Consider the following 13,642-nt stretch of genomic DNA (forward strand, 5'->3'; position numbering starts at 1 on the left):
TTTTTTAGATTTGTTTAGATGAAGTAGAGACTTACATACTTTGGGATATACGTTGGATTGTTTCCCGGTACGAATTCACTATTTATGTTAACGTTATGAAGATTGTTGCGGTTGTAATTGTGCTAGAATCTGTGGATCTTTGATTTTATTATCTTGAGCAAGCATTACGATTTTGGACAAAATCTCTGCTGTTCTCGGGTCTTCATCCATAAATGGTAAAAATAATCGTCCCCGATGCTGAGAATGTACAGGAATAATATGCAGAGCACTAGCCGCTTGTTGATACACAATCGCACTACCAAGATGCACACTGTAATTGCCCAGATTTCCTTTTATACGAGCATGATTGCCTTCAACTTGTACATTATCGATACGAAGTAAACGTAGCGATTCTTCAACAATCACACGACGCATTTCAATCGTAGTTAAGCTTGTTTCTGGATCTACACCGCCAACATGAGCCACACTTACGACTAGATCAACATCGCGCATAATTTCAGAGAAAATAAGTGGCGATACTTGATCAAATGGCACCATTTCATACGTAGCACGATTATAAAATTGTACAGTCTCCAGTGTAGGTGCTTCGGTATCCGCAGGTGAGAACCAATCTGCGAGTGCATACAGATTCGCAATAATATTTTCTTTGTAATACACTTTCTGCAATCCTTCTTCGTAACTCACTGTCCAACCTCTTCCACGTAATAAAGCGACCGCTTTGTTCGGTTGAATCTGATAACCAGCATAACGACGAGATAATGTACCGTTAGCTTTCTCATCTTCGTTAGGGATATACAATTCGCGGAATACTTGCTTAAATGGCTGACGTTGTTGACGGTCAAACAGATCACGTTGATATAGACTCCATTGACCACTTTCATAAAGATGAACAGGGTGAGCGATAATCACTTGATCGTCTAATTGTAACGGATGCTCTGTGCCATCTGGACTTCGCAATACAGAAGATGATCCATCTATATAACCAAGCTTGTTGTCTGTTTGTAATACCAGACTGTTGACCAGTGGAGCAAGAACCGGATTATGTGACAATTTGATCAGTTCATCTGCTGTAAAGGTGGTGCTGTTCGTCATGGAACGTTCTAATTCTTGACGGGCACGACGATATTGGTCGGTCAGTTCGGATTTGACTTCTTTTAAACGAATAATATATTCATTTTTGTTCAGACGTGATGGAACTGACTTGAGCGGCTTATCTTGCTTGATCGCTGTTAAGCTAGTCTGTCCTTCGCTATCAATAACAAGAGAGACATTCAGTCCTTCCTCAATCTCGTGTGGTTCAAAATAACTGAGCAAATCATCCAATTTGCGTGATTCCATATCCCATTGTAGACGGGTAACATCGGTATAACCTGCATTACGTGCCAAATTATCTAAAGCAATGGCAGAGACTGTGCTTTCACTAGCACGACGTTGTGCACCGAATGTTTTACTTTGTTTCAGGAACAATTGGATAAATTCATACCGCTGACGAATATCAGCATCACGCTTGATACCGGAAGCGAGTGGAATCAAGCTATAAGCCAGCAACTGGTCTTTGTTACGCTTATCGGCTACCGATTGCTGAATCGATGCCAGATCAAGCTTACCAAGTACAGCATCTGCAAACAGTTGACTGCGACGATGATTTGAACCTGCCGAGATATATTTAGCACATTCATATAAAATATCGAATCGTTCTGCTCCTAATTCATCATAAGCTTGTCGGAACCAGACAATATCAAACGCACCATCGTTAAATTCCTGTGGTGAGATCGGTGAATAATGAGCGACAATCGTTTCTTTTTCTGCCGAAAATGTCTCATTGATATGTGCATGGAAATACCATGCCGCACTACGTAGACCTTTCCAACCTAGATGTTTGGCGATCAGTTCGATCCATTGCGGAGCATACATTGCCGCTTCGAGTAACTTTTTATCATCAATAGGGTGTTGCTGAAGTAACGACTCTAGCTTGTGCTCATCTTCGCCTTCTAAAGGATACGTATTTTTGAGCAAATGACTGAACGTTTCTTTCTTTGTAATACTATCGCCATATCCGTAAATATATCCTCGTACAAACGTTTCTTTGTGTAGATTCGATAAAATACGAATAAATATTTCAGTACCTTCTACACGTTCAATATTCATTGCCAGTGAAGTCACGCCAGTTACTAATTCTCCACGGCTAAGTTCGATTTCTAGAATACGAGAGAGGACATTATCTCGTATCGGAATCATTTTAGGATATTCTTTGAGATTGATATGGCTAGCATATTTGATATTTTGAGATGTTAATTCTCGAATAAATTGACGACTCAGATCGCTGCTCATAATTTTGGAGTAGATTTCGTTATCGCTGATTTTGTCCCATTCATAAGCACGTGCATAATCAGTTGTACCCAGTAGACCATCCTGACCATAATAAAACTCCAATGTATAAAAGATATGGAACATTTGCATCGACGATTCTTGATCATAAAGACGACTGCGCACTAACAGACGCCACGGTGAAATCAAAAATTTAAAAAGACCATTTTCTTCTTGTAGTTTTTCTTGCGGGAACGTATAGATCATTGTAATCAATGCATCCCGAACCATAGCGAAAGTAGCTTGTTTATCACTATCTTCCAAATACGCTCGAACCAGCTCATCTAATTGTTGGCGATAAGGAAGATTTTTGTAGAATGTTTGTACTTCTAAGATTTGTTCTAACGGATAAATTGATTCGATAAATGTTTTGCGCCAGCCTTCTAATAACGTATGTTTGCCTAACTCCATATAATCCATTTGATCAGAGAAATAACTGTATAAATCGCGCAATGTCTGCTCATACATTTCAGCCTGAGTGTACAAATATAACTGCAATATACCTTCTGCTGGCAGTTCACTTTGTTGCAGATAGTGTTGCCATACCTCTGGTAAAGGATAGCGCTCGATTTGAGGCGTTGTTACATCCTCATTACGATTGTACCAACCTCCATCGAGTCGATTACCAATTAACATCGTTTCGTTATAACCGCTATAGTATTCGACTGTATATTCATGATCTCGATGTTCATGTATTAGATCGTTTAATCCTTGTAGAAAATCGGTGATACGCTTCGGTTCCACTGTAAATACATCACGATTCAACTGGAAATCAGGTTGTTCTGGCTTTTCTTTTAACCATGTATCCATCATTTGCGGATCAAACAATCCAAAGCCATTGGTCTCGTTATATTCCTCGGAAGCCCCTAATTTGTCGATCAATACTTGTTCTTTGGCTGTTGGTTTGGAGATTTTTTCGATCAATGAAAGCAAACGTTCATACTGCTCAGAACGCTCTGGTTTGCTTTGTAATTCGCTGATCGTCTCCAGTCCAGCTAGACGTTGCAATTCGCTTTTGCTTTGGATCAGACGTTCCACTGTAGCATCTAGTGAGTCCGCAGGTTGATTCAGTAGCAATTGAATAGAACCTTGACGCAATGAACCTGTTTTGAGTTTGAGTAGATTTTCGATATTTTGTAATTCAGGATCGGTTAAAGTAAGCTTTTTAGCTTGTTTGAGTGCTAACTCCCGATTAGACATACTTTTGTCAGACAACGAAGCAAACACAAATTGACGTTGTTCCGGTGCATTTGTATTGGAAAGATAATGTTGTAGTATAGCTCCCCGTAGATCAGGGCTTAATTTATCTTTTAATTGCAAAATCTCACTGATCCATTGTTCATCCATATCATAAGCCGCTAGATACAGCATTTTTTTGACAGGCAGATCTGCAGAATAACTCACCTGTACAAAATCAAGTACGCTCGATTGGAATGAGATCTCACGTCCATTAAGACTTAAAAATAGATGGCGAAAATGTTCAAAATCACGTCTACGTACGTCTTTATCTTCTAATAAAGGGGTACGAGGAACAACCAATTGAACAGCGGACGTATCATTGATCGTTTGCCATGAGTAGTTACATTCATAATCATAGTTCACCAGTACCCAGTAGCGTAATTCATCATCTTCTTCAGACAGATGAGGCTGTGCAATGCGTAGACGCAAATCTTTATTCTGACTATTTCGAAGAACATAGAGTGCTACAATCTTTTGATAACGCGCTCCTGTATCCATTAGATGTTGAATCCGATCATAGACGTCCTGTTCTTCATGTACAGCAGTTGCCCAAAGGCTCATATAGATATGATTCGCATTCTCACTGCTTAACCATTCTTCTCGTACGGAGCTGTCTGTTAATGCTTCATACGCTTGTGTGATGAGTTGCTTGGATAGACGTGGATTGGTTGCTTCTAGATTAATACCTGTCCATGTTCCTAATGCACGCACAATAGAGCTGTAACGAACCAGATCATTTTCAATAATAGTACGAAGTATAGTCATCGTCGCTTCTAAAGTACCTTCATCCAGTTGCTCGACGATACTTTGACGTAGACCTTCTTGCAGACGAGCCGCTACCAGTAACTCACTAATCATCTGATATGCTTCAGGTTGATGACTCATCAGCATTCCTTCAATCATCAAGCGATCGAATAGAGCAGTCTGATTATCGCCATAAATAATGTCATGTAACGCTTGCTTCACTTCAGCTTGATCGTGATCCCATGCGTAAGCGATATGAATAGCAATTGCATCTTTTTGTACACGATAATCCTGATTTAGCGGATAATTGCGATCAGTCAAATACGTCATCAGATCGAACTCATAAGCATTCAGGAAAAAGAGAGACACAAGTTGAGATAAGATAGCTTCTATATGTAAAGAGATATCGTTTGTACGATAAGGACGACGGTAATAACCTACACTATACGGATATTCGGTCGCATGTTGTGTAATATAACGGAATTTATCCGCAGTCGCTTGATCTGATAAATGTTCCACGACTTCAATTAAAGGTTCAAATGACACAGTCTGTGTCTCACTTTTTACCCCTAATATCTGTTTTAATTGTTCGACTTCATCCTCACTATTACTGATGTACGTATGCTCGTAAAAGTGTACACAGCACTGAGCAATCTGCTGTTGTTGACCTGTTAGTTCAGTAGTCACTGATTGCAAATGTTCAAGATATTCACCATAATAATTGCGTTCACTCATTATCGATACTCCCCTTTCTTACCATAGGCGTCCAGCCAGCATTGTAAATCGAATAAAAGCAACATCATCTCCATCAGAGAGTTGAATAACATCATCTAGATGTTCAATATCTTGTTCACGAATAAATACTTTATACAGTCCATCTTCAAAAGCCAACAATGCAGCTTGAACAGCATTTGCCTCGTCAGGAATACGATCATCATGAATATGACCAAATCCAACTTTACCTGTTTCGCCTTGTTCATTAACCTGCTCTGGTGTTAAATAGGAGAGCAATGAAGAATTGCTCTGACGCTCTGTAAAAGCACGTACATTTTCTTGAACAACTTCAGTTAAAAAGTCGCGCAATGTGCCAGGCACATTAAGAATATCTAGAGGTTCACGAGTTAGAGCATTTTTGCGTTTGCCCAGACTTTTGACAGTCACATAAATACGCATATACTATCCTCCTTACCTATCATCATTATCAATCGTATACTATGCAAACAAGCTATATCCGTTGTTAAGCGATGATTGGCCTTTTGCTATTAAGTGTATACGATACACTGCTATGATATCCACCTTATCACAAAATAATAACAAGAACAAATGTTCCTATTCATATATACTAAAAAAGCCCTCTATCTATGGTTAAGAACCAGTAAATAGAGGGCTGTTATTTTCACTATCATGTCAATGATCCATTATGATTATGCTTATTAGAAATCAAATCATAGATTACATATGAATCTTACGATTGAAGAACAGCATAAGCTTCTTGTAACACTTCACGTGATTTCATATTGTTTAGATTTTTAGGAACAATATGAATCGGTGTGGTTGTATGCAGAGCTTCTTTCACATGAGAAGCAGCAGCTTTTTCACCGCTTAAAATAATTTCTTCCCACTGCTTTTCTCTAGCCATACGTTCAATGATCGGAGTTAATCGTTTGACCCAACGAGCTTGATCAACTTCCCAACGTTCTTTGTAATCCTCACGTTGCTTGTTCACCGTTGACTTGAGATCGCTTGTACTCTGACTTGGACGTTCACGCCACTCATCATTCACAATATCCCATTCAAAATAATATTCATTGTTAATCTCACATAGTAGACTATCAATAATAGTTACCGAATCACTGCTCAATTGCACGATACCCGCAGCAGGGCATTTGGACGTAATCGCATGTAATTCTTCTAAACGTGGTTCTGCTTCATAATAAAAAGCATTTGATAATCCAATCTGTACTTTTTCACAAAAGAATAATCCACCAGATGAATCCGCTACGATAATCAGACCTTTTTTCATATCATTCCGACTGTTTTCCACGCGTTCTTCGACTTTGGACTGTAGAGCAAGTAGGCTATCTAAATGTCTACGTTCGTCACCGGCTTCAGTGTATTCAGCAAGCTTTTTGAAACCGTTCTTGAGGTGTAGCTTCCATTCCGGCTGGGTGTTGGCAGTTGGTTCGGTGTTCAGATAGATGGTCAAAAACCGTTCTGCTGCATTAGCAGAGTACTTCTGAAGTGCTTTCCAATTTTCCATAAATCCCATTAGTTTGTACCTCCTCAAAGAGAGTTCCTTTGTAATTACCCGTTTACACTTAAATTAAACAATAACTGTAAATAAGAAGTCAAATTTCGGTGGTTTTATATTCGGAAATTAAGCGATATAGGAGGGGAAAAAAGTTAAAATTAGGAATAGGAAGTATTTACTAAAAGTAGGAATGTTCAGGAAATGTTCAGCGGAATATATTATACTAATAGTAATCTGATATTCCAGATTATAACATTTATTAATGGAGGTTATCAGGATGAAATTACGCTTATTCATTCAAAAAATGAACAAATATATTCATACCCCTGTAGCGATGATGGCATCCTTATCTATTGTAGCCATAACGACAACTTCTTTTTTACCTATACAATTGACGAATGAACATCAACAAAATAAAGCGTATGCGATGATGAGTACCGATGAATCCGGCAAAGTGACTGAAGTTCAGGATGAATATAGATCCGAGCCTGAACCTGCTGTAACTATTCCTACAGAAGCACCGAGTGTGACTGATATTATGCCAGACAATCATATGGTGAATCCTTCTGCTGATCAATCAGTTGTTGGAACAATTGTATCCGAAGCGCTTATGCATACGGATCAAAAAGGGCATCCTGTCTCAATGCAAGTACAACGTCAACTAAAAGATAATGAATACGTGCAAGATACCGCCAAAATTGATATAAAGGAAGCTGCTTTAACAGTAGATATGTTACGTAGAGATACAGGAAGTACAGCTTACTTAAGTATGCCTGCTCCTCCAGAAATGCCTCCTGCAGCTGAATTAGCTGTAGTATTAACATCACGTGCTCAAAAATTGTTTGCTGACTCTCAATTGGGAATTAGTATCCAAGCCTGGCATGGAAGAATGACGATTCCTCGTCAAGCGTTGCAATCTGACAACACAGATATCACTATTCGATTGGGTAGCGATCATCAAACAGTTCCCCCACAAGGAGCATTAGGCACTACATTAAAGGTGGTTATCCCTGATACCAGTTCGCCTCAAGATGTATGGATCGCTCTTCCATTGCCTGACAAAAAATTAACAGCGTCTCAACTGAATCATCTAGTCGTCTGTGCAGAATATGCAGATGGAACACAGCAATATTTGAAAGGCAAATTAACCAACTACAATCCGACGACCAAAGCCATTCAATTTGCTACCCATCTATCAGGCAATTACACTATCGTCACTACCAAATAGATGGTATCCATATTTATATAAAGAAAAGACTGGTTCTTCAGTGCAAAACTTGTTAAACTATTTAATAGTAATTATTACTATTAAATAAAGTGGGGCAAGGAGTTGTTAACCTGTATGAACAAAACGAATAAAAATAACAGCCGTTTGCCCAAAGCAAAAGGAACAGATATGGCGACTGTATATATGCCTAAAGAATGTGCTCGCAAAGTAAGACATATCGTGTTAAATGAGTGCAATCAACGTATTATAGATGAATTTATGATGATCCTGGATATGAAAGAAAAGTTTATCGAACAAGATGTACCTATGCCTAACAAATTAGTGATGTCAGGGCCTCCGGGAACAGGCAAAACGCTAACTGCTTTTTATATAGCAGAGCGACTACAATTGCCATTAGTACTTGTTCGTTTGGATACAATTATTCATAGTCATTTAGGAGAAACAGCTTCGAATATTCGCAAAATATTTGATTTTGCCCGTCTTTCGCCTTGTGTGTTATTTCTAGATGAATTCGATGCGATTGCACGTACTCGTGATAACAACGATGAAGTAAAAGAGATGTCACGGGTCGTTAATACGCTACTGCAATGTATGGATGAATTTGAAGGAGAAAGTATTCTGGTAGCGGCGACCAATCTAGCAGATGAGTTAGATCATGCAGTGTGGCGTCGTTTTGATACGAAGATGGATTATGGTATGCCGTCCGAGCAGGATCGTCAGCAGTATATTCATTTACTGATTGGTTCATTTGCTACGATAGGAAGTCTGGAACAATCAGCATCAGCGATGCTACATGGATGTAGCTTTGCAGATATTGAACAGATTGTACTCAAAGCAAAGCGTAAAGCTATTATCGAAGATAGCGCATTAACACTGAATCAATTGCAGACAGCGTATCAGGAATACAATCCTAAAGTGCATGCATATGTATAAATAAGAAAAAGCACTGGCATCTTTCTTTCACCAGTGCTTTTTGTTTGGATTGGGATAGATTTAGTCTGTACGTGGCTTCGGTGGGCGGGTACACCATAGAATCCACCAGATCATCAATGGCTGAAAAATCAAGCGAATCCATAGAGCCGCAGGATCAGTATACGCTTGACCCGGTGCTGGAATCTGGTAAATCGCTGCATAAATATTTGCCGGGAAAATCAGCACTAGATACCATGCCGTCCATACACCCGCACGTTGACGCCAGGCAGGAATCAAGATCAGAATCGCTAATGCTAATTCGATAATTCCTGTCAAAATAATTAATGTACTTTTGAAAGGAACAAAGGCAGGTAATAATTTGGCAAATCCATCAACTTCAACAAAGTGAGCTACACACGCCGCTATAAAAAAGAGTGCAAAGATAAAACGTGCAATCGTACGTGGCACTGTGGTTGGATATGTATTCATAAGTCATCTCCTTTACAGCATGTCTAACGTATATCATAACAGGCTTATGTATATATTAAACCAATCGCCACAAATTGAATGTGATCCAATTGACGACAAACGATATAAACGTTATACTATCTTTGGTATTTAAAAGTAAGTATGTTATATATCGTGCATATTATAATAGAGAATAAATTATAGGCATAGGAGAGATATACATGAATAAAGAACAACGCAAACAAGAGATTTTGCAAGCTTATGAAGCAAGACATGCTACCAAAGCATTTGATCCAGAGCAAAAAATTTCGGAAGACGATTTTGAATTTATTTTAGAAACAGGTCGCTTATCACCAAGTTCTGTGGGTTCAGAGCCCTGGAAATTTCTAGTGATCCAAAGCCCGGAATTACGTGAGAAATTACGTGAATTTACATGGGGTGCACAAGGTCAATTACCAACAGCAAGTCACTTTGTAGTCATTTTGGCGCGTACAGATGTACGTTATGATTCTGATTATTTGCGTGATCAAATGATCGAAGTAAAACAAATGCCAGCAGAAATGTTCGAAACAATTCTTCCACGTTATAAAGAGTTCCAAGAAAGAGACTTGAACTTGTTGGAAAGCGAACGTGCTCTTTTTGACTGGGCTTCCAAACAAACCTATATTGCACTTGGTAATATGATGACGGCTGCGGCAGAAATCGGTATCGACTCTTGTCCGATCGAAGGCTTCCAAAAAGAAGCAGTTGAACAAATTTTGAGCGATGCAGGTCTAATGGGTAGCGGCGAGTACGGCGTAAGTGTTATGGCTGCTTTTGGCTACCGTACAGAAAAAGAATTACGCCCTAAAGCAAGAAGATCTCTAGACGAAATCGTACAATGGGTTAAATAAGAAACAGAATATCACTGTTAAATATACGAAAAGACCCAAGAAGTTGGGTCTTTTTTTGTTTGAGAAGGTATTTGATTTATATAGATGACAAGTTTAGAATGAAAACTTCAACAAACTAGAAGAAAGGACATCCAACAATGACAATGACATCATGAGATGGATGCAAATATAATATATGAAAAAGAAAATTATCAGCTTTATTTTGTCTATGGTGGTATCCGGTATCTTGATTGTGCTCTATCGCTTGTTTACAGATACATTATATAAACTCGATTGGGTAGAAAATATGTATTTCGTATTGATTTCTTTCATAGTATTCGTTATTTTTTTGTTTGCAGATCGCCAAGAAAGATCTTAAATAGTTTATTGTCGAAAATCATTAACCTTAAAATAGTATTATTATCTAATAAATGTTAAATTTAAAAAGTACATATAAAATAAAGTAGGTGATTTGTCTATGATTAGGATGAAGAAGTTAAGTGTCATTATAGTAGCAAGTGCACTTGTACTGACTACTGGTGTAGCTGTGCATAGCTTTGCAAGTGCTAATGGAGTTACAGATCAACAATTGGCAAGTTCTACACAAATGGAAGAACTGCAAAACAGAGTGGGCGCGATTTACAACGAATACGGTGTTTTTTATCGAGTAGATGCTAGTCATCCGCTTCCTGCTCCTGAATATACGCATACTGTATATAATGATGCCGATGTAGATGCTTCTACTACTGTGATCATGATGGACTCGGGTACTTTTGTAAAAGGGAAAGAATAATACTAATTAATAGCAACAAAAAAACTCACCTCGTATCAAATGAGGTGAGTTTTTTTATAAAATATATTTATAACTGCATATGCTATAGGGGATTGTGGTGAAATTTAATTTTAGTGGCGGTGATGATCGTCTTTTGCTTCGCCGACTTTTTGTTGTACTGCGCCTTTAGCTTTATCTACTTTACCTTCTGCTTGTAGAGAAGTGTTATTTGTAGCATTACCTACTTGATCTTTCACTTCGCCTTTAGCTTTAGATACTGCACCTTTTACTTTATCGCCCAAACCGTTATCGTTACTCATCATTAACATCTCCTGTTCAAATAGAATAAATTTGTATTTAATGTAAAGGAATCATTTTTAAATGATCAACAAGCCGTCTATGCTTTAGCTCGAACTCGCTGATAGTTAACATTACCCGACAGCATTATGATTTAAACAATCCGTCTTAATCGTTTGACAAAAGATTACATGAACAGACAAAATGTTTAAGAAGAAAAAAGATAGGGAAATAGCTGATATGATAAACGATTTAACGACTAAATAAATGTAGATAAATACTTGAACTAAAGGGGAGAAAAGGGAATGATAAAAGCAGTTGTTTTTGATTTTGATGGGTTAATATTGGATACCGAAAGTGTGTGGTTTGAATGTTATCAAGAGGTACTGCGTACGTATAAAATGGAGCTTGCACTGGAACAATTCGCACCGAGTATTGGCACACATGGAACAGAATTTCTAGATTATATTGATCTCACATTGAAGCAACCAGGTATTTCAGCAGAAGTGGATCAAGCGGTCAGCCTTTTACACGATCAGAAAATGGAACATTTAGAAGCTCGCGCAGGTGTACATGAGTATCTAGCCGAAGCACAGCAATTGGGATTAAAAATAGGTCTGGCAACCAGTTCGAATCGTGCATGGATTGAGCGCTTTTTGACGAAGCTAGGATTGGCAGATTATTTTCAAGTCATTCGCACCAGTGATGATGTCACCAAAGTGAAACCTGATCCAGAATTGTATACACAGGTGGTGACAGCGCTTGGAGTAGAACCATACGAAGCACTGGCTTTTGAAGATTCGTTAAATGGATTGACTGCCGCCAAAGCCGCTGGATTACGCTGTACGATTGTGCCGAATCCGGTGACATCCTTTTTGCCATTTGAACACCATGATCTACGATTAACATCTATGACAGATATGACGTTGACTGAAATCATTGATCGATTGAATGAAAGTACGGCAAAAGGGTAATCCCTAATAAAGAGTAGCAGACGTACATTATAGGAGGAATTCCTTTTGAAATTATTTATTCATCGCAAAGATTTGCGAGCTCATGATCTAGTCGGATTTAATTATATTCATGACGCCGAAGCACAAAGTGTACACCTACTGATTATTGATCCTTTTTTATTGCGAAAAGGAAGAGAAAAAGAGCATAGCGGTGTGAATTTTCTACGCCATGTGCATCGTCTCCAGAAGTTATATCAAGCTCAACACAAAACGTTACATATCGTATATGGACAGCCTGATAGGGTGTTAGAGCAGGTATTGGACAAGCTTGATATTGATGAAGTGGTGACTCACCGCGATTTTACCCCGTATGCCAAAGAACGAGATCGCAAATTAAAAGCTGTTGCAGACAAAGCCGATGTTGCTTTTACATTACTTGTGGATCATATGTTAATCGATGTCGAGCCATTTACAGATTTCACAGGAAAAGATGGGTTTTATAAAGTGTTTGCTCCCTTTCATCGTAAATGGTTAGACTTTCTCGAACAGCATCCTAATCATGCGTCCAGTATCAGTCTAAAAGACTTGCATGTTTCGCGTGATCCTTTATCTTTGTCGGATGAGTTTGATTTACCTTTTTCATTGGATGATTATGAACCGGCAGAAGATCCAGAACCGATCTTGCATACATTTCTTCAAAGCAAAATAGTTGATTATGGTGAAGAACGTGATTATTACAGTATTGATCCCTCTAGCGATCTGAATCCACATGTAACGATTGGAGCGATCTCGATTCGGCAGATGCTTGATGATGCTTTGCGTACACAGGGACACGAAGAATGGGTAAGACAGCTATCTTTTCGTGATTTCTACTTATATCAGGCGATCTATGATGAGCATTATTTTAAATATGAACACAAGTATGATCTGTCTGAATTGACCGATCAGCATTTTGAAGCATGGTATAAAGGAGAAACAGGTATTCCAGTTATAGATGCGTCGATGAGACAGCTTAATGAAACAGGGCGAATTCACAATCGGTTGCGGATTTTATCCGGTATGTTTTTGACCAAAAATCTGCAATGTTCTTTTACATTAGGCGAGCAGTATTTCCGTCGCAAATTACTGGATTATGATAATGTGATCAATCGGGGCAACTGGATGTGGTGTGCTTCCTTAGGTATCAATTCGGCTCCTTATTTCCGGGTAGTTAATCCAGTAACTCAGTCTGCCAAGTATGATCCAGAAGGCGACTATATTCGTGAATGGATGCCAGAGCTAAAACACTTATCTGCGAAAGAAATTCACCAACCGCAAAAAAATGCGATCGTTGATCTTAAACAATCACGTGCAAGTGCGATTGAAATCTATAAAAAAATCGTGAATAATGTGTAAATATTGCCTGTATAAAAGGTTTTATAAGGTTTATTTGAATAATGACATATAAAATAAAAGATTTAATATAGCGTTAATCATTAGGTTTGATTTTAACAAAGATTGCACGTAATAAAGGTATTTAATTGATCATTGATTGCTACA

The 13,642-nt window shown here is 38.4% G+C and carries 11 protein-coding genes; 6 read left to right on the forward strand and 5 right to left on the reverse strand.

The annotated features are described in order from the left end of the window. Positions 1-93: 93 nt before the first annotated feature. The 3 genes from PQ460_RS01345 to PQ460_RS01355 form a co-directional block, all read right to left on the reverse strand. Positions 94-5,085 (reverse strand): DUF4132 domain-containing protein, encoded by a 4,992-nt coding sequence (locus tag PQ460_RS01345; RefSeq protein ID WP_274171512.1) that lies wholly within the window; start codon positions 5,083-5,085, stop codon positions 94-96. Between the two features lie 18 nt (positions 5,086-5,103). After that, positions 5,104-5,523: a hypothetical protein gene (locus PQ460_RS01350; RefSeq protein ID WP_274171513.1), complete on the reverse strand. Its 420-nt coding sequence runs from the start codon at positions 5,521-5,523 to the stop codon at positions 5,104-5,106. A 292-nt stretch (positions 5,524-5,815) separates the two neighbouring features. Next, positions 5,816-6,619, reverse strand: a complete 804-nt coding sequence (locus PQ460_RS01355; protein WP_273614058.1) for a VLRF1 family aeRF1-type release factor — start codon at positions 6,617-6,619, stop codon at positions 5,816-5,818. 259 nt (positions 6,620-6,878) lie between these two features. On the opposite strand from PQ460_RS01355, the gene PQ460_RS01360 reads away from it, so the two are divergent. Beyond that, positions 6,879-7,829 (forward strand): hypothetical protein, encoded by a 951-nt coding sequence (locus PQ460_RS01360; protein WP_274171514.1) that lies wholly within the window; start codon positions 6,879-6,881, stop codon positions 7,827-7,829. Positions 7,830-7,943: 114 nt separating this feature from the next. After that, positions 7,944-8,762, forward strand: coding sequence for an AAA family ATPase (locus PQ460_RS01365; protein ID WP_273614056.1), 819 nt, complete (start codon positions 7,944-7,946; stop codon positions 8,760-8,762). 60 nt (positions 8,763-8,822) lie between these two features. Here the strand turns inward: PQ460_RS01365 and PQ460_RS01370 are convergent, their stop codons facing one another. Continuing rightward, a complete protein-coding gene (locus PQ460_RS01370) occupies positions 8,823-9,230 on the reverse strand; it encodes a DoxX family protein (RefSeq protein ID WP_273614055.1) in 408 nt (135 codons plus the stop codon). A 200-nt stretch (positions 9,231-9,430) separates the two neighbouring features. On the opposite strand from PQ460_RS01370, the gene PQ460_RS01375 reads away from it, so the two are divergent. Further along, positions 9,431-10,102 (forward strand): NAD(P)H-dependent oxidoreductase, encoded by a 672-nt coding sequence (locus tag PQ460_RS01375; RefSeq protein ID WP_273614054.1) that lies wholly within the window; start codon positions 9,431-9,433, stop codon positions 10,100-10,102. Between the two features lie 457 nt (positions 10,103-10,559). Then, entirely contained in the window at positions 10,560-10,874 is a 315-nt protein-coding gene (locus PQ460_RS01380) for a hypothetical protein (protein WP_274171515.1), read from the forward strand. 110 nt (positions 10,875-10,984) lie between these two features. Here the strand turns inward: PQ460_RS01380 and PQ460_RS01385 are convergent, their stop codons facing one another. Further along, positions 10,985-11,173, reverse strand: coding sequence for a CsbD family protein (locus PQ460_RS01385; RefSeq protein WP_274171516.1), 189 nt, complete (start codon positions 11,171-11,173; stop codon positions 10,985-10,987). A 282-nt stretch (positions 11,174-11,455) separates the two neighbouring features. Here PQ460_RS01385 and PQ460_RS01390 point away from each other — a divergent pair, with 282 nt between their 5' ends. Both PQ460_RS01390 and PQ460_RS01395 read left to right on the forward strand, forming a co-directional pair. Then, on the forward strand, positions 11,456-12,124 hold the full coding sequence (locus PQ460_RS01390) for an HAD family hydrolase (RefSeq protein ID WP_274171517.1): 669 nt from the start codon (positions 11,456-11,458) through the stop codon (positions 12,122-12,124). A 45-nt stretch (positions 12,125-12,169) separates the two neighbouring features. Beyond that, positions 12,170-13,498, forward strand: a complete 1,329-nt coding sequence (locus PQ460_RS01395) for a cryptochrome/photolyase family protein (RefSeq protein ID WP_274171518.1) — start codon at positions 12,170-12,172, stop codon at positions 13,496-13,498. Positions 13,499-13,642 lie beyond the last annotated feature (144 nt).

Origin of the sequence: Paenibacillus sp. KACC 21273 (genome assembly GCF_028736095.1) — a bacterium.
GTDB classification, from domain to species: Bacteria; Bacillota; Bacilli; order Paenibacillales; family Paenibacillaceae; genus Saccharibacillus; species Saccharibacillus kyungheensis.

Coding starts and splice junctions, on each gene's coding strand:
- PQ460_RS01355 (WP_273614058.1), bottom strand. CDS start 6,619: ATGGGATTTATGGAAAATTGGAAAGCACTTCAGAAGTACTCTGCTAAT.
- PQ460_RS01365 (WP_273614056.1), top strand. CDS start 7,944: ATGAACAAAACGAATAAAAATAACAGCCGTTTGCCCAAAGCAAAAGGA.
- PQ460_RS01370 (WP_273614055.1), bottom strand. CDS start 9,230: ATGAATACATATCCAACCACAGTGCCACGTACGATTGCACGTTTTATC.
- PQ460_RS01360 (WP_274171514.1), top strand. CDS start 6,879: ATGAAATTACGCTTATTCATTCAAAAAATGAACAAATATATTCATACC.
- PQ460_RS01345 (WP_274171512.1), bottom strand. CDS start 5,085: ATGAGTGAACGCAATTATTATGGTGAATATCTTGAACATTTGCAATCA.
- PQ460_RS01380 (WP_274171515.1), top strand. CDS start 10,560: ATGATTAGGATGAAGAAGTTAAGTGTCATTATAGTAGCAAGTGCACTT.
- PQ460_RS01375 (WP_273614054.1), top strand. CDS start 9,431: ATGAATAAAGAACAACGCAAACAAGAGATTTTGCAAGCTTATGAAGCA.
- PQ460_RS01350 (WP_274171513.1), bottom strand. CDS start 5,523: ATGCGTATTTATGTGACTGTCAAAAGTCTGGGCAAACGCAAAAATGCT.
- PQ460_RS01385 (WP_274171516.1), bottom strand. CDS start 11,173: ATGAGTAACGATAACGGTTTGGGCGATAAAGTAAAAGGTGCAGTATCT.
- PQ460_RS01390 (WP_274171517.1), top strand. CDS start 11,456: ATGATAAAAGCAGTTGTTTTTGATTTTGATGGGTTAATATTGGATACC.